This is a genomic window from Streptomyces phyllanthi, assembly GCF_009377205.1.
Lineage (GTDB): Bacteria > Actinomycetota > Actinomycetes > Streptomycetales > Streptomycetaceae > Streptomyces > Streptomyces phyllanthi.
In genome coordinates, this window is sequence record NZ_VJZE01000191.1 from 1 (window position 1) to 15,680 (window position 15,680).

General features: G+C 70.6%; 14 protein-coding genes. 9 read left to right on the plus strand and 5 right to left on the minus strand.

Annotation, left to right across the window (positions count from 1 at the left end):
* Nucleotides 1–169 precede the first annotated feature (169 nt).
* The 3 genes from FNH04_RS24645 to FNH04_RS24655 all read left to right on the plus strand — a co-directional run bounded on the left by FNH04_RS24645 (nt 170) and on the right by FNH04_RS24655 (nt 2,767).
* The gene (locus FNH04_RS24645; protein WP_003948845.1) at nt 170–268 is read left to right on the plus strand and encodes a 30S ribosomal protein bS22; all 99 of its coding nucleotides are present in this window, start codon (nt 170–172) and stop codon (nt 266–268) included.
* Nucleotides 269–626: 358 nt separating this feature from the next.
* The gene (locus FNH04_RS24650; protein WP_152787767.1) at nt 627–1,688 is read left to right on the plus strand and encodes an NAD-dependent epimerase/dehydratase family protein; all 1,062 of its coding nucleotides are present in this window, start codon (nt 627–629) and stop codon (nt 1,686–1,688) included.
* Nucleotides 1,689–1,702: 14 nt separating this feature from the next.
* On the plus strand, nt 1,703–2,767 hold the full coding sequence (locus tag FNH04_RS24655; RefSeq protein WP_152787769.1) for a lysophospholipid acyltransferase family protein: 1,065 nt from the start codon (nt 1,703–1,705) through the stop codon (nt 2,765–2,767).
* A 155-nt stretch (nt 2,768–2,922) separates the two neighbouring features.
* Here the strand turns inward: FNH04_RS24655 and FNH04_RS24660 are convergent, their stop codons facing one another.
* From FNH04_RS24660 to FNH04_RS24670, 3 genes are all read right to left on the minus strand, one after another.
* Nucleotides 2,923–4,143, minus strand: coding sequence for a DUF5667 domain-containing protein (locus FNH04_RS24660; RefSeq protein WP_322723752.1), 1,221 nt, complete (start codon nt 4,141–4,143; stop codon nt 2,923–2,925).
* Between the two features lie 307 nt (nt 4,144–4,450).
* Entirely contained in the window at nt 4,451–5,278 is an 828-nt protein-coding gene (locus FNH04_RS24665) for an ECF subfamily RNA polymerase sigma factor, BldN family (RefSeq protein ID WP_322723753.1), read from the minus strand.
* A gap of 687 nt (nt 5,279–5,965) precedes the next feature.
* Complete coding sequence (locus tag FNH04_RS24670; RefSeq protein ID WP_152787771.1) at nt 5,966–6,886, minus strand: HAD family hydrolase; 921 nt, start codon at nt 6,884–6,886, stop codon at nt 5,966–5,968.
* Nucleotides 6,887–7,069: 183 nt separating this feature from the next.
* Between FNH04_RS24670 and FNH04_RS24675 the strand changes: the two genes are divergently transcribed.
* From FNH04_RS24675 to hemB, 6 genes are all read left to right on the plus strand, one after another.
* A complete protein-coding gene (locus FNH04_RS24675; RefSeq protein WP_152787773.1) occupies nt 7,070–7,399 on the plus strand; it encodes a glutaredoxin family protein in 330 nt (109 codons plus the stop codon).
* A 281-nt stretch (nt 7,400–7,680) separates the two neighbouring features.
* Nucleotides 7,681–8,439: a redox-sensing transcriptional repressor Rex gene (locus FNH04_RS24680; protein WP_322723754.1), complete on the plus strand. Its 759-nt coding sequence runs from the start codon at nt 7,681–7,683 to the stop codon at nt 8,437–8,439.
* Nucleotides 8,436–10,208 (plus strand): glutamyl-tRNA reductase, encoded by a 1,773-nt coding sequence (locus FNH04_RS24685; protein WP_152787775.1) that lies wholly within the window; start codon nt 8,436–8,438, stop codon nt 10,206–10,208. Before FNH04_RS24680 ends, FNH04_RS24685 begins: the two co-directional genes overlap by 4 nt.
* Nucleotides 10,205–11,176, plus strand: coding sequence for a hydroxymethylbilane synthase (hemC, locus tag FNH04_RS24690; RefSeq protein WP_152787777.1), 972 nt, complete (start codon nt 10,205–10,207; stop codon nt 11,174–11,176). Before FNH04_RS24685 ends, hemC begins: the two co-directional genes overlap by 4 nt.
* Nucleotides 11,173–12,921, plus strand: coding sequence for a bifunctional uroporphyrinogen-III C-methyltransferase/uroporphyrinogen-III synthase (locus FNH04_RS24695; RefSeq protein WP_152787779.1), 1,749 nt, complete (start codon nt 11,173–11,175; stop codon nt 12,919–12,921). The genes hemC and FNH04_RS24695 overlap by 4 nt, the downstream gene beginning before the upstream one ends.
* A 327-nt stretch (nt 12,922–13,248) precedes the next feature.
* Entirely contained in the window at nt 13,249–14,241 is a 993-nt protein-coding gene (gene hemB, locus FNH04_RS24700; protein ID WP_152787781.1) for a porphobilinogen synthase, read from the plus strand.
* 56 nt (nt 14,242–14,297) lie between these two features.
* On the opposite strand, the gene FNH04_RS24705 is transcribed toward hemB, so the two are convergent.
* Together FNH04_RS24705 and FNH04_RS24710 are read right to left on the minus strand one after the other, a co-directional pair.
* Complete coding sequence (locus tag FNH04_RS24705; RefSeq protein ID WP_152787783.1) at nt 14,298–15,032, minus strand: sporulation protein; 735 nt, start codon at nt 15,030–15,032, stop codon at nt 14,298–14,300.
* Nucleotides 15,033–15,095: 63 nt separating this feature from the next.
* Nucleotides 15,096–15,518, minus strand: a complete 423-nt coding sequence (locus FNH04_RS24710; RefSeq protein ID WP_152787785.1) for a hypothetical protein — start codon at nt 15,516–15,518, stop codon at nt 15,096–15,098.
* Nucleotides 15,519–15,680: the final 162 nt, after the last annotated feature.

Genomic DNA, 15,680 nt, shown 5'->3' on the forward strand with positions numbered 1-15,680 from the left:
GTCGTCGGATGTCCCGCGGGACATCCGACGACCCCTCGGCTCCGTCCCGACGCCCTTCGGCTCTCCCTCGATTACGAGCTCAGCGCTCGGGCGGGTAGGCTAGCCCCTCGTAGGTCGTGTGGGCCCATGGCCCTCAGCACCGAGTGATGAGAAGTGAGCGAGGGTAGTCGTGGGCTCTGTTATCAAGAAGCGGCGCAAGCGGATGGCCAAGAAGAAGCACCGCAAGCTGCTCAAGCGCACCCGCGTTCAGCGTCGCAACAAGAAGTAAGGCCGACCCCGGGGGTGGTAACTCCACCCGGGGGTTGATCCCGTCCGCGGGGTACGGCCCCGCAAGGGGTACGTCCCCGCCGAGGGCAGGTCCCTCCAGGGGTATGCCTTACGGCTCTGCGCGAGCGCTGCGACAAGCGCGCTCTGTGGCCCCCCACCAGGCCGGTGGGGGGCCACAGGCATATCCGGTGAGCATCATGTCCGATGAGCCCGCGCCGCGCGCACTCGTGACTTCGTGCTTCGGGCGGTCATCACAGCGCAACATCAACCCGCTAACGTGACCGCACACGGGGAACGCGGCAGAGTACGAGCAAGCACTGCACAGGCATGTGCCGATGTCCGGAAGGAAGGCGTTGATCTTGGGCAAGGTCGTGCTCGTGACCGGGGTGGCCCGTCAGCTGGGGGGCCGGTTCGTACGGCGGATCCAGCGTGACCCGGAGGTCGACCGTGTGGTGGCCGTGGACGCGGTGCCGCCCGAGCACCATCTGGGTGGTGCGGACTTCGTGCAGGCCGATATCCGGCAGCCGACGATAGGGCGCGTGCTGGCGGAGCACGGCGTCGACACCGTGGTGCATCTGGACGTGACGGGCACGCCGCTGGGCAGCGGCAGCCGGACCACGCTCAAGGAGACCAACGTCATCGGCACCATGCAGCTGCTGGGCGCCTGCCAGAAGTCGCCGGCGGTCAAGCGGCTCGTGGTGAAGTCCAGTACGAACGTGTACGGGTCAGCGCCCCGCGACCCCGCCGTGTTCACCGAGACGACCCCGCCCAAGTCCCTGCCCAGTGGCGGCTTCGCGAAGGACACGGTCGAGGTCGAGGGGTATGTGCGGGGGTTCGCACGGCGGCGGCCCGATGTGGCCGTGTGCGTGCTCCGGTTCGCCAACATCCTGGGGCCGAGCGCGGACTCGCCGCTCGCCTCGTACTTCTCGCTGCCGGTGCTGCCGACGGTGCTCGGCTACGATCCGCGGCTGCAGTTCGTGCACGAGGACGACGTGATCGAGGTGCTGCGGATCGCCTCGCACGAGCCGGCGCGCGGCACGCTCAACAGCGGAACGTTCAACGTCGCCGGCGACGGTGTGCTCCTGCTGTCGCAGTGCGCCCGGCGGCTCGGGCGGCCCACGGTGCCGCTGCTGATGCCCGCGGTCAGCTGGGTCGGTTCGATGGTGCGTACCCTGGGTGTGACGGACTTCTCGCCGGAGCAGCTCAGGCTGCTGACCCACGGGCGGGTCGTTTCCACGGTCCAGATGCGCGAGACGCTGGGCTACAAACCGAAGTACACGACCGCGGAGACGTTCGCGGACTTCGCACGGAGTCGCGGTCCCGGGCTGCTGCCGCCGGAGGCCCTTTCGAGGGCCGTCGACCGGATTGCCGCACTGCCCGTCCTGGGCGGTGGCCACCCCCCGACGCAGAGCGCCAACTGAGGAGCGCATCAACGATGGCGGATGCCAAGGTCATTCCGTTCGACGACGACCGGTCGCGCGCAGGTGGGGGTGCCGTACAGCGCCCGCAGCGCCGCCGGGGCGCGGGGAGCCGGCTCAAGGGCGAGCCCGCGGTGGTCCGCGAGGTCCAGCCCCTGCCGGGACGGCCGATCAAGCAGGATGATGTTCCTGTGACGCATGAGGAGCCGGAGGCGCCGGAAGGGCCCCAGAAGTCCCAGGACGGCGGTCTGGAGCGCCGTATCGCCGGAGGGCTGGCCTTCCTGCGGAAACGGCTGACGGGCGACTACGAGGTCGATGACTTCGGGTACGACGCCGAGCTGACCGACCAGGTCCTGATGTCGCTGCTGCGGCCGGTGTACGAGAAGTACTTCCGGGTCGAGGTGAAGGGCATCGAGAACATCCCGTCCGAGGGCGGGGCCCTGATCGTCGCCAACCACTCGGGCACGCTTCCGCTGGACGGCCTGATGATGCAGGTCGCGGTCCACGACCACCATCCGGCCGGGCGCCACCTCCGTCTCCTGGCGGCCGACTTGGTGTTCATGCTGCCGGTGGTGAACGAGCTGGCCCGGAAGGCGGGGCACACGCTGGCGTGCGCGGAGGACGCCGGGCGGCTCCTGTCGCGCGGTGAGCTGGTCGGGGTGATGCCCGAGGGCTTCAAGGGCATCGGCAAGCCGTTCGGCGAGCGCTACAAGCTCCAGCGTTTCGGGCGGGGCGGCTTCGTCTCCACGGCCCTGCGGCAGGGCACACCGATCATCCCGTGCTCGATCGTGGGTGCGGAGGAGATCTACCCGATGATCGGCAACGCGAAGACGCTGGCGCGGCTGCTGGGCTTCCCGTACTTCCCGGTCACGCCGACGTTCCCGTGGCTCGGCCCGCTGGGTGCGATCCCGCTGCCGACGAAGTGGACGATCCAGTTCGGCGAGCCCATCCCCACGGACGGCTATCCGCCGGAGGCCGCCGAGGACCCGATGCTGATGTTCAACCTGACGGACCAGGTCAGGGAACAGATCCAGCACACGTTGTACAAGTTGCTGGTGCAGCGGCGGTCGGTGTTTTTCTGAGGGTGCTTCTTCGGGGAAGGACGCCTCGAAGGACGCCTCGGGGGCTGCCGACTTGTTTCTCTGACCTGGCCCTCAGTTCCTGATACGGCGGGATACGGCGGTGGGGGTGCCCTTCCTCGAAAGGGCACCCCCACCGCCGTATCGCAGGTATGGCCCTAGCGGGCGTCCTCCTGGTTGATGCCCAGGCCGGGGAGCAGGCCCGGGAGGAGGGGGCGCATGGTGACGTCCGGGTCCTCGGTGGGTGTGCTGCCGCCGGAGGAAGGGGGCGAGTCGCTGATGTCGTCCTCGGAGGGGTCCAGCAGGCCGCCCGTGTTGCCGCCGAGCAGGCCGTCTCCGCTGCTGTCCGAGGTGGACGGGGCGGGGTTGCCGCTGTTGTTGCCGCGGTCCGAGGAGCTGCCACCGCTGGCGCTGGGGGCCGGACGGCCGGTGTCCGCGGAATCGGTGGAGCCGGGGCCCGTGCCGCGCTCCTTGCTGTCGTCGTCCTGTGCGGGGGGTTGCGGCAGCCTGGACTGGAGCGGGGCGACCTCTTCGTCTATGGCGTCGAAGACCGATGAGACCTGCTGACTCACATCACCGAGCTGCACCGGGAGCTTGTCGCGCAGCGCTCCCCAGGCCTCGCGGTGGGACCGGGAGAAGGCGGAGAGGGTCTGGATGGGTCCCAGGGAGTCGGGATCGCGCTGATACGCCTCGTGCAGCAGCCGGTGGCCCTCCGACGCGTCGTGCCGCACGCCGGTGAGGGCGCGGCGGACCTCGGCGAGGGACTCGTGGTCGAGGGAGCCACCGCGGTCGCGCTCCATGAGCCGACGGGCCTCGCTGAGCCGGTTGGACGCGAGGTCGAGATAGAGCTCGCCGCGGTCCGTGCTGTCGTCGGCCAGGGTCAGTTTGAAGTCCTCGATGCCGCGTTTGAGGCCGTACAGCGAATCACCCGGCAGGGCGTCCGAACTGGCAGCGGCGACGCCCCCGAAGGCTCCCGCGGCCACACTGATGCCGAGCCCGCCTGCGGTGAGCCCCTTGGTCAGCCGTGAACGGGGCCGCAACTTTCCCAGTGGGCTCGCCCGATGAGTGCCCCTCCGCCGCTGCTCCGGTACGGAAGGGCCCGTCGCTTCGCCCCCCGCGGCCGTGCCCTCCTGCAGCATGGCCTCCATGGCGGCCACGAGCTGGGCCCGCTGGACGACCTTGACCTCGGGGTCGAGCGCCGGTTTGGGCAGCTCTCCGAGGTCGGTCGCGAGGGCCAACAGGCGTTCCTGTCCGCTCTGTTCCGCGGCAGCCGGGGCCGATCCTTCGGGCTGCCCGGCCGCCGTGTCCCGGTCGGACAGCTCCTCCAGAGCCTGGGCGAAGGCGTTCGCCCGCCGGTGCGCCGATACGTTTGCGATCACTGGCGGCACCTCCTCTCGTCATGACGGTCGACTCCCCAGGGGGTCCTGAGGGTTGCACGCCCCGACCACTTGCACGCGATCGAGTGATCGGTGTCGGTCGGAGTGTGACCACAGGGAGCCTGTATCCCGGACAACGAGTGGCTCGGCACTTGGGTTACGGAACGGGGGTACCGGAAGCGGGAAGGCAACGGACTTTCACTGAAGGTGAGTTGGGAGTCACCGAGTGTGTGCGATCGGTGCGGCGTGTATGGGTCTGATGCTCGGTTCTGCATCGGCTGTTCGGAGGGAGCGGGCGGTACCGGGTGGCTCAGCGGGCGTCTTCCGGCAGGAGCCGGGCGAGGGTGCGGACGGCGCGGTACTGGAGGGTCTTGATCGCGCCCTCGTTCTTGCCCATCACACGGGCGGTCTCGGCGACGGAGAGGCCCTGGAGGAAGCGGAGGGTCACGCACTCCTGCTGCTGGGGGTTGAGGCGCCGTACGGCGTCGAGGAGCGCGGCGTTGGAGAGGGACTCCAGGACGGAGTCCTCGGGGGACCGCTCGACCTCGTTGGCGTCGAGCATCTCCCCGGTGGTGACCTCGAGCCGGAAGCGGCTGGACTTGAAGTGGTCGGCGACGAGGTTGCGGGCGATCGTCACGAGCCAGGCGCCGAAGTCGCGGCCCTGCCAGGTGAAGGTGCCGATCCGGCGCAGGGCGCGCAGAAAGGTCTCACTGGTGAGGTCCTCGGCGGTCGCCTTGCCTCCCACCCGGTAGTAGATGTAGCGGTAGACGGTGTCGCTGTACTGGTCGTACAGGCGTCCGAACGCGTCGGCCTCGCCGGCCTGGGCGCGTTCCACGAGGTCCATCATCCGGGCGCTGTCGCTGTCCGCGGCGGGACGGCGGGCGGTGGTGGCCGCCCCCGAGCGGCCGCGCCTGGCGACGTCCCGCCCCTCGCCTGACCGACGCGCCCCTACGACGGCGCTCCGTACCGATCCCTGTTCGATGCCGTCGGCGAGTGCGTAGCACGGGCCGACGGGGGTGGCGGGAACGGCGAGTGCGGGTGCGGCGTACGCGGTGGGGACGAAGCCGCGCAACAGGTCCAGGACCGTTGCGCGCAGCGTGGCCAGGCCCGAGGCGTCAACCCCGACGTGTGGGTACACGGGACTCCCAGAGGCAGAGCTTCCATCACGTGCAGTACGGGACCATTCACCCGTCGTAGCGACGGTTTGGTACCCGTTTGCGTCTGAGGAGAATAACGCTTCGTGCAGGAGCTGCTACGCCCAGTTGCTCTATTCGTCGATTACGTCGCTTCCCTTATCAATTGACGCCTGTTCGAGAGCCGTTTCATGACCGCTTATTGATCACGGGCGTCCACATTGCGCGCCGCTGCGGGACCTGTTGTGGTCGGGTGCGGGGGAGTGTGACTGGCCGGGGTGGCGCGGGGGTAGTGGTGCTCGGATGTGGGGTCGGCCGGGCTTCCGGCCGCACCCGTGACAGCACGATCGGGCGGTGCGCATCCGCACCGCCCGATCCCGTGAAAGCAGCGTCCTGCGGTGTCGCCCGCGGGGGTAGATCCCTGTCGTGCCGGCTCCCGTCGCGGTCACCGCGGGAGTGGATTCCCGCCGGTCATGCCCCGCAGGGGCAGGCGCGAGCCGCGGTTATTGCGGGAGTGGATCCGCGCCGTGCCGGCCCGCAGGACCAGACCCTCGCCGTGCCGTCGTGTCGGCTCCGCGGTACCGGGGCCCCGCTGTGGTTTGCCCCGGGAGCAGGTCCCCGGCGTGCCGGAACCTGCAGGAGCAAGGATCCGCTGTGGCCGCCGCGGGAGCGGTGCTCCGCCGCGGCGGGCGTCAGCGGCGGCGGCGGTGGAGGGCGATCGCGGCTGCTGTGCCGCCTGCCACCGCGCCCACTCCGGCTGCCGCCGGCAGGCCGACCTTGGCCGCCTTGCGGGCCGTGCGGTAGTCGCGCAGGCGCCAGTCGAACTGCCGGGCGTGCTTGCGGAGCTTGGCGTCGGGGTTGATCGCGTAGGGGTGGCCCACCAGGGACAGCATCGGGATGTCGTTGTGCGAGTCGCTGTACGCGGCGCAGCGCGAGAGGTCCAGGCCCTCCGCCGTCGCCAGTGCGCGCACCGCCTCCGCCTTCGCCGGGCCGTGCAGGGGTTCACCGACCAGCTTGCCCGTGTAGACGCCGTCGATCGATTCCGCGACCGTACCGAGGGCGCCGGTCAGGCCCAGCCGGCGGGCGATCACCGTGGCGATCTCCACGGGAGCCGCCGTCACCAGCCACACCTTCTGGCCCGCGTCCAGATGCGCCTGGGCCAGGGCACGTGTTCCGGGCCAGATCCGCTCCGCCATGTACTCGTCGTAGATCTCCTCGCCGATCGTCATCAGCTCGGCCACCCGGTGGCCCTTGACGATCGAGAGGGCGGAGTTCTGCGCGTCCTGCATGTGCTCCGGGTCTTCGACTCCGGCCAGCCTGAACCACGCCTGCTGCCAGGTGAACCGGGCGAGGTCGCGGGTCTCGAAGAACTTCCGTTTGTACAGGCCGCGGCCGAAGTGGAACAGGGCAGCACCCTGCATGACGGTGTTGTCGACGTCGAAGAAAGCAGCGGCCTTGTCGTCGCCGTGCACGGGGAACTGCTGTTCGGCCTCGCCGGACAGTGCCTGTTCCTGCGAGGACTTGCGCGCTGCCTCCGCCGAGGCCTCGCCTGCCAACACGCTCCGCGCCGTGGCGGAGCGCCTACGGGGAGTGAGCCATCCGAGAGCGGCCATGACGTGAGCATAGCCAGTCAGTTCGGTGGTTCCGGTGTCGAGAGGTTTGAAGGGTGTGAACTCTCCGGGACCGTGTCGTTAAAGAAGGGCGCCGAACGGCGCGTCGGCGTGCGTGCGCGGGCCGCCGGGAGCGTGGGGAGGGCGGGGGCCGGAAGGGTTCCCTGTGCCGCGTGAGGAGCGAGAATGGCGGGCATGAGTCCCATCTTCAGGCGTGCCGACCGCCGTGCGGAGAACCCCGAGAACAAGGCGGCCCAGGGCCCCGAAAGTCATCTCGTCACTCTGGTCCGCAAGCCCGGCTGTCACCTGTGTGATGACGCCCACGTCGTCGTCGAGAAGGTCTGTGCCGAGCTGGGCGTCCCGTGGGAGCAGAAGGACATCACCCAGGACGAGGAACTGCACCGTGAGTACTGGGAGCAGATCCCCGTCGTGCTCATCGACGGCAAGCAGCACACGTTCTGGCGTGTGAACGAACAACGTCTGCGCAAAGCCCTCACATCGGGGCTGACCGAGTAGTCCAACTGGTCCAGGAAGTCGCTTAGGATCGACGGCGAACTGGTCTCGGGGGCGGGGATCGTTGAGGAGAGTGTGCGGCTTTGCCCCCATCAAGTGAGGAACGACGGCGCTCCCGCGCCGGTTCCATACGGATGCGCCGGGGGTGCGTGACCCCGGTCACGTTGGCCGGGCAAATCGGACACCATCTTTGTGCACGCGTTCACAAAGACATAGCCTGCTTTCGACGGGGCGGTCTGGGGACGTATGACCGCCTGCAGCCCCGCGCTACCCGCAGGAGCACCGTGGCAACTGGCCGTACTCACCGACCGGCGACCCGCAGCCGAGGGATTCCCGAGGCCACCGTCGCCAGGCTTCCGCTGTACCTCCGAGCCCTGACCGCGCTGTCGGAGCGCTCGGTACCCACGGTCTCCTCCGAGGAGCTCGCGGCCGCGGCCGGGGTCAACTCCGCCAAGCTGCGCAAGGACTTCTCGTACCTGGGCTCCTACGGGACGCGCGGTGTGGGCTACGACGTCGAGTATCTCGTCTACCAGATCTCCCGTGAGCTGGGGCTGACCCAGGACTGGCCGGTTGTGATCGTCGGTATCGGTAACCTCGGCGCGGCGCTGGCCAACTACGGCGGGTTCGCGTCCCGTGGATTCCGTGTGGCGGCGCTGATCGACGCCGATCCGGCGATGGCGGGGAAGCCCGTCGCGGGCATTCCCGTGCAGCACACGGATGAACTGGAAAAGATCATCGACGAGAACGGTGTGTCGATCGGTGTCATCGCCACGCCCGCCGGGGCCGCCCAGCAGGTCTGCGAGCGGCTCGTCGCGGCCGGCGTCACCTCCATCCTGAACTTCGCGCCGACCGTGCTGTCCGTGCCGGACGGTGTCGACGTACGCAAGGTGGATCTCTCGATCGAGCTGCAGATCCTCGCCTTCCACGAGCAGCGCAAGGCCGGTGAGGAGGCCGCGGCCGCCGAGCCCGGCGCCGTGATCCAGACTCCCAAGGAGTCCGGGAAAGGGCCCGACGGGGACGTCCCCGCCGTGATGCCGGCATGAGTCTCCTCGTCGTCGGGCTGAGCCATCGCAGCGCCCCGGTGAGCGTGCTGGAGCGGGCCGCGCTGTCCCAGGACGCGCAGATCAAGTTGCTTCAGGACACGGTCGCCGCCGAGCCGGCCACCGAGGCCGCCGCCCTCGCCACCTGCAACCGCATCGAGCTGTACGCGGACGTGGACAAGTTCCACGCGGGCGTCGCCGAGCTGTCCACGCTGCTGGCCCAGCACAGCGGGGTCGGGCTCGACGAGCTCACCCCCTACCTCTACGTGCACTACGAGGACCGGGCCGTCCACCACCTCTTCTCCGTGGCCTGCGGGCTGGACTCCATGGTGGTCGGCGAGGGCCAGATCCTCGGGCAGATCAAGGACTCGCTGGCCCGGGCTCAGGAGCTGCACACCGCGGGCCGGCTGCTGAACGACCTGTTCCAGCAGGGGCTGCGCGTCGGCAAGCGCGCCCACTCCGAGACCGGCATCGACCGGGCGGGGCAGTCCCTCGTGACCTTCGGTCTGGAGCAGCTGGCCCCCGGCGCCGACGTCGAGACCTGGGCCAGGGGCAAGCGCGCCCTCGTCATCGGCGCGGGCTCCATGTCCTCGCTCGCCGCGGCGACCCTCGCGCGCGCCGGAGTGGGCGAGATCGTGATCGCCAACCGGACGCACGAGCGGGCCGAGCGGCTCGCCCAGACCCTGGCGGAACAGGGCGAAACGGAAGTGACGGCCCGCGCGGTACCGATGCACGCGGTGCCGGACGAGCTGACACGTGCCGGTCTTGTGGTGTCCTGTACCGGTGCGACCGGCCTGGTCCTGACGGCCGAGGCGGTCGCGGCGGCGGTCGAGGACCGGGTCGGGATACCCGTGGATCCGGCGGGGGGCCCGGGCGAGGCCTCCGGATCGGGCGAGGGCGCCGAGTCCGGTCGTACGGCGGCGGCCGCGGCCGTACGGCCCGTACACGAGGACACCCCGCTGCCGCCCGCCTCCCTCGGTACCGAGGAGAGCTGTCCGCTCGATCCGCCCGCCGTGCAGGGTGGCTTCTCCGTGATGGGGGAGGCGGCCGTCGCCGGGATGGACGCCGCCACTCTGGAGCAGCACGGCGCCTGGGTGGACAACGCGACCGTCGACCGACGCGAGCGCCGCCGTACGCCCGCCGACGACGCCGAGCTGATCACCGCGCTCGCCGCCACTGTCCGTGTCACCGGGCGGATCCCCGAGCGGCGCAGGCCCGAACCCCTCGTCGAGGTGCCCCGGCCCGAGCCCGTGCTCGCGCTGCTGGACCTGGCGATGCCACGGGACATCGACGCGGCCGCGCACCGGCTGGCCGGGGTGCGTCTGGTCGACATCGAGTCGCTCGCCGAGGCCTCCGCGGGCGCGCCCATGGCGGCCGACGTGGACCAGGTGCGGCGGATCGTCTCCGACGAGGTGGCCGCCTTCGGCGCCGCCCAGCGGGCCGCTCACATCACACCCACCGTCGTGGCACTGCGCTCCATGGCCGCCGATGTCGTCGCGAGCGAGATCGCGCGGCTGGAGGGGCGGCTGCCGGGCCTCGACGACAAGCACCGCGGCGAGATCACGCAGACCGTGCGGCGCGTCGTCGACAAGCTGCTGCACGCACCGACCGTACGGGTCAAGCAGCTCGCGGCCGAGCCCGGCGGCGCCGGGTACGCGGACGCGCTGCGGACCCTGTTCGACCTGGACCCGGAGACGGTCGCAGCCGTCTCGCGGGCCGACGATGAGACCGACGGCTCCGAGAAGGACGCCGAGAACCGAGGGCGAGCATGAGTGAGCCACATGTAAAAGGGGCCCTGCGGCTCGGGACCAGGCGGAGCAGGCTCGCCATGGCCCAGTCCGGGCACGTGGCGGAAGCCGTGCGCCGGGTGACCGGACGGCCCGTCGAGCTCGTGGAGATCACCACGTACGGCGACACGTCCCGCGAGCACCTGGCGCAGATCGGCGGTACCGGGGTTTTCGTCACCGCGTTGCGCGAGGCGCTGCTGCGCGGCGAGGTCGACTTCGCCGTGCACTCCCTCAAGGACCTGCCCACCGCACAGCCGGACGACCTGGCGCTGGCCGCCGTGCCGGTGCGCGAGGACGCGCGTGACGTCCTGATCGCCCGGGACGGGCTGCGGTTCACCGAACTGCCCGAGGGCGCGCGCGTGGGGACCGGCTCCCCGCGGCGCATGGCCCAGCTGAACGCGTACGCGCGCTGCCACGGGATGAGCATCGAGACCGTGCCGATCCGCGGGAACGTCGACACCCGCATCGGATACGTGCACGGCGGTGAGCTGGACGCCGTCGTCCTCGCCGCCGCCGGACTCAACCGGATCGGCCGGATCGACGAGGTCACCGACTTCCTGCCGGTCGACACGGTGTTGCCCGCCCCCGGCCAGGGGGCACTGGCGATCGAGTGTGCCGCGGACAACGTGGCGCTCGTCGCATCGCTCGCCGAGCTCGACGACCCGTACACTCGGGGCGCCGTGACCGCCGAGCGGTCCCTTCTCGCCGCCCTGGAGGCCGGATGCAGTGCTCCCGTGGGCGCGCTCGCCGACCTTCTGGCCGACGGGCAGATTGTCAAGGAAATGCGCCTGCGCGGCGTCGTCGGCACCACCGACGGCTCCACGCTGGTGCAGCTGTCCACCACCGGTCCCGTGCCCGAGACGTACGACCAAGCAATGGCGCTCGGCCGTGAACTCGCCGCCGAGATGCTTGCCAAGGGCGCGGCCGGTCTGATGGGGGAGCGAGCACATTGAGCCCCACCACCCTTCCCGCCGGTCAGGACCACGGGCACGTCACCTTCCTCGGTGCCGGACCCGGAGATCCGGGACTGCTGACACTGCGCGCCGTGGAGGCGCTGGCGAACGCGGACGTCCTCGTCGGCGAGCACGACGTGCTCGACGTGGTCCGCGCGCATGCCCGGGCCGGCGTCGCCGTCCTGGACACCGAGGCCGAACCGTCCGCCGTGTCCCCTGCGCCCGTGGCGTCCTCCGCGTCTTCCGCGGATACGTTTCCGGGCACGGGCACACCTCAGCTCAAGGTCGTTGACGGCGCGTCAACAACCGCTGGTGCACCCGCTGTGCGCGATGCCGCACATCTTGTCATGGAGGCCGCGAGGGGCGGCAAGCGGGTGGTCCGTGCGGTGTCCGGGGACCCCGGGCTCGACACGTACGCCGCCGAGGAGATGCTTGCGTGCGCCGCCGGGGGCGTGCCGTTCGAGGTCGTCCCGGGTGTGGCGGCCGCCGTGGGCGTCCCCGCGTACGCGGGTGTGCCGCTGCGGGACGCGCAGGGCGCGGACGTCCGGTTCGTGGACGCGCGTACCGCCTCCGACCGGTGCTGGACGGAGGTCGGGGCGTCGGACGGGACGGTCGTGGTATCGGCGACCCTGGAGACGGTGGCCGCGGCCGCCGGTGAGCTGGTGGCGGGCGGCCGCAAGCCGGACACACCGATGACGGTGACGGTGGCCGGTACGACCACGAGACAGCGGACCTGGACCGCGACGCTCGGCACGATCGCGCAGACCCTGAAGCAGGCCAAGGTGCTGCCCTCGCCGGAGGGCGGTCGGCCGGTGATAGCCGTGGTCGGTGAGCGTTCCGCCGCCGCGCAGCGCGACCAGCTGTCCTGGTTCGAGTCCAAGCCGCTGTTCGGCTGGAAGGTCCTCGTACCGCGGACGAAGGAGCAGGCAGCGTCGCTCTCCGACCAGTTGCGGTCGTACGGGGCCGTGCCGCACGAGGTGCCGACCATCGCCGTCGAGCCGCCGCGCACGCCCCAGCAGATGGAACGTGCCGTCAAGGGCCTGGTGACCGGGCGGTACGAGTGGATCGCCTTCACCTCGGTGAACGCGGTCAAGGCCGTGCGGGAGAAGTTCGAGGAGTACGGGCTCGACGCGCGGGCCTTCGCCGGGATCAAGGTCGCGGCGGTGGGCGAGCAGACGGCGAAGGCGCTCGTGGCCTTCGGTGTGAAGCCGGATCTGGTGCCGAGCGGTGAGCAGTCGGCGGCGGGGCTGTTGGAGGACTGGCCGCCGTACGACCCGGTGTTCGATCCCATCGACCGGGTTTTCCTGCCGCGCGCCGACATCGCCACGGAGACGCTGGTCGCCGGGCTGATCGAGCTGGGCTGGGAGGTCGACGACGTCACGGCGTACCGGACCGTGCGGGCGTCGCCGCCGCCGGCCGAGACGCGGGAGGCGATCAAGGGCGGTGGGTTCGACGCGGTTCTCTTCACCTCGTCGAGCACAGTGCGGAACCTGGTCGGTATCGCCGGGAAGCCGCACAACGTGACCGTCATCGCGTGTATCGGGCCTGCTACGGCGAAGACCGCCGAGGAGCATGGGCTGCGGGTCGATGTCATGGCTCCCGAGCCGTCGGTGACCCGCCTCGCGGAGGCGTTGGCCGACTTCGGTATGCGGCGGAGGGCTGCCGCCCTGGAGGCCGGGGATGCGGTGACTCGGCCGAGTGAGCGGCGGCCGGGGACGCGGAGGCGGCGGTCCACTACGACGTAGTGCTCCGCGGGGGTGGCCGGCTCTTGGGGTGGCCGTTCTCCAGGGGTGCGCCCCTTGGCCCTGGCTCGGCCCGCTTGTCGGCGGGTTGGGGTTGGTCGCTTCCTGCGCTGGGTGTGGGCGGGTTGTCTGCGTCTGCTTTGTTGGGGCGTGTGGGCTGGTGCGGGTTGGTGTGGGCTTGTCGCGCAGCTCCCCGCGCCCCTGCCGTCGGGGCTTCGCCCTCGACGTCGCATGGGCTTGTCGGGCCGTTTCCCGCGGGCCTGGTGTCGGGGGTCCAGCCCCGACATCTCGTCGGTAAAGGGGCTTCTGGGTCAGGCGTAGCGTAGGTGCATGACGAAGTACGGTTCCTTTCCCGGTTCTCGGCCCCGGCGGCTTCGTGGGACGCCTGTCATGCGTCGTATGGTCGCCGAGACGCGGCTGCATCCTGCTGACTTCATCCTTCCCGCCTTCGTTCGGGAAGGGGTCGGTGAGCCGGTGCCGATCGCGGCCATGCCCGGGGTTGTGCAGCACACGCGCGACAGTCTGAAGAAGGCGGCCTCGGAGGCGGTGGAGGCCGGGGTGTCCGGGATCATGCTCTTCGGGGTGCCGGAGGAGGGCAAGAAGGACGCCCTCGGGACGCCCGGGACCGATCCGGACGGAATCCTGCAGGTCGCCATCCGGGATGTGCGGGCCGAGGTCGGGGACGACCTGCTGGTCATGTCCGATCTCTGTCTCGACGAGACCACCGACCACGGGCACTGCGGTGTGCTCGACGAGCAGGGGCGCGTCGACAACGACGCGACGCTCGAGCGGTATGCCGAGATGGCGCAGGTACAGGCCGACGCGGGCGCGCATGTGGTCGGGCCGAGCGGGATGATGGACGGGCAGATCGGGGTCGTCCGTGACGCGCTCGATCAGATCGGGCGGGACGACGTCGCGATCCTCGCCTACACCGCCAAGTACTCGTCCGCCTTCTACGGGCCGTTCCGGGAGGCTGTCGCCTCGTCCCTGAAGGGGGACCGGAAGACCTATCAGCAGGACCCGGCGAACGTACGGGAGTCCCTGCGGGAGTTGGCCCTCGACCTGGAGGAGGGGGCCGACATGGTGATGGTCAAGCCCGCGGGGCCCTACCTCGACATCCTCGCCCGGGTCGCGGACGCCGTGGACGTGCCGGTCGCCGCGTACCAGATCTCCGGCGAGTACTCGATGGTCGAGGCCGCCGCCGAGAAGGGGTGGGTCGACCGGGACCGGGCGATCCTGGAGACCCTGACCGGCATCAAGCGGGCCGGGGCGCGGAACATCCTGACCTACTGGGCCGTCGAGGCCGCGCGGATGGTGCGCTGACGGCCGAGCCGGTACGCGGCCCCGCGCCCGGCCGGCTGTCCGTGCCCCGGGCGCGTTCAGCGCACGCCGAACTGCTCGCGCAGGTACCGGTCGAGGCGGGTCGTCAGGACGGCGTGGTCGGTGGTCTCTTCGTACGGGAGCGTCAGCCGCTTCGCCGACGTACCGGGGTGGACGTCGAGGTCGGACTCGCGGGCCACCAGCAGGAGCTCCACGTCCTTCAGGCCGTAGGCGGCGGGGAACCGGTGCTCGATCTCCTGCCACCAGTCGGCGCTCTGACGCGTGCCGTGTGCGTGCCCGGGCTTCACCTCGGCCTCCACGCGGCGGAAGCCGAGCTCCTCCAGGGCCCTCAGGACAGCGTCCTGGGCGGGCAGGGCGTGGACCTCCACGGGGTCCACGTCGCCGCGGTCGACGGCGCCGTCGATGGCCAGCAGCGTACGGACGGCGCTGTAGGCGCCCGTGAGGGGCCGGCCGAGGGCGTGGGTGAGCGGCATCTCCCAGGGGAGTTCGAGGGCGACCTTCTCGGTGCGCGTCTCGCCGGCGCGCAGGACGAACGGCGCGTCGAAGGTGTACGTGAAGATCGGGTTGAGATAGCGCGCCTCGGTCTCGCCGTGGCTCTCGAAGCGGACGACGAGCTCGACGGCGAACCGCTCGATCTCGACGTCGGCACCGCCTCCCCGCACGGTGATGTTCGCGGTCAGCGATTCGCCGGGACGGACCACCGTCCGGTCGAGGACGGTCTCGACCTCCGGGGCGTTGATGCCCAGCGAGCTGAGGAACTTGCGGAATGCCATGTGGTAGTACCCCCTGGGCCCTTCAGCCCTTTTGTTCTGCTTCGTTCTGTCGGGCGCCTGCGCTCAGGCGGTCGACCGGGCGTCCTGTTCCCGCAACCGGGCGAGTTCCTCACCGTGTTCGCTCAGACGGACGCTGACGGCGCCCGTCGTGAACAGGATGGTGCCGACGATCGAGACCGGAACGGAGACCCCGAGGACGGCCGCCACCTCGGGCCAGTCCCGTTCGGATGCGCACCAGCCGCCGCTCCACCGGCCAGAGTTGGCGGTGTCGCCCTCGGTGAACAGGCGAGACTCGCACTCCGTGGTGCTCGTGCGGCCGTCATCGAGGGTCTTCTCGGTCTCGTAAGGAGTCAGGACCAGCACGGCGCACCACACCCACAGCAGGCCCGCGACCGACAGCAGGCCGAGCCCCCAGGCCCGCAGGCGCCTGGAGCGCTCGCGGAAGGCCACATCGTGTACGTACGTGTGGTCGTAGGTGCGGGACATCGCTCCCCCGATGCGATCCGACAGGACTGCGCGCCCTCGTGGTCGAGGGCTGCGAGCCGGAGCATCGCACACTTACGCGTTTTGGTCGGAGTCGGGGTGAAGGTGTGCGTGTGCCTGGGCGCGCTCATGCGCTGGTGCGTGCGCCTGGGGGCGGGCGTGGGC

Excerpts from the sequence above, each read along its gene's own strand:
- FNH04_RS24655 (WP_152787769.1), top strand. The coding sequence starts at position 1,703 with ATGGCGGATGCCAAGGTCATTCCGTTCGACGACGACCGGTCGCGCGCA.
- FNH04_RS24670 (WP_152787771.1), bottom strand. The coding sequence starts at position 6,886 with ATGGCCGCTCTCGGATGGCTCACTCCCCGTAGGCGCTCCGCCACGGCG.
- FNH04_RS24675 (WP_152787773.1), top strand. The coding sequence starts at position 7,070 with ATGGCGGGCATGAGTCCCATCTTCAGGCGTGCCGACCGCCGTGCGGAG.
- FNH04_RS24685 (WP_152787775.1), top strand. The coding sequence starts at position 8,436 with ATGAGTCTCCTCGTCGTCGGGCTGAGCCATCGCAGCGCCCCGGTGAGC.
- hemC (WP_152787777.1), top strand. The coding sequence starts at position 10,205 with ATGAGTGAGCCACATGTAAAAGGGGCCCTGCGGCTCGGGACCAGGCGG.
- hemB (WP_152787781.1), top strand. The coding sequence starts at position 13,249 with ATGACGAAGTACGGTTCCTTTCCCGGTTCTCGGCCCCGGCGGCTTCGT.
- FNH04_RS24705 (WP_152787783.1), bottom strand. The coding sequence starts at position 15,032 with ATGGCATTCCGCAAGTTCCTCAGCTCGCTGGGCATCAACGCCCCGGAG.
- FNH04_RS24710 (WP_152787785.1), bottom strand. The coding sequence starts at position 15,518 with ATGTCCCGCACCTACGACCACACGTACGTACACGATGTGGCCTTCCGC.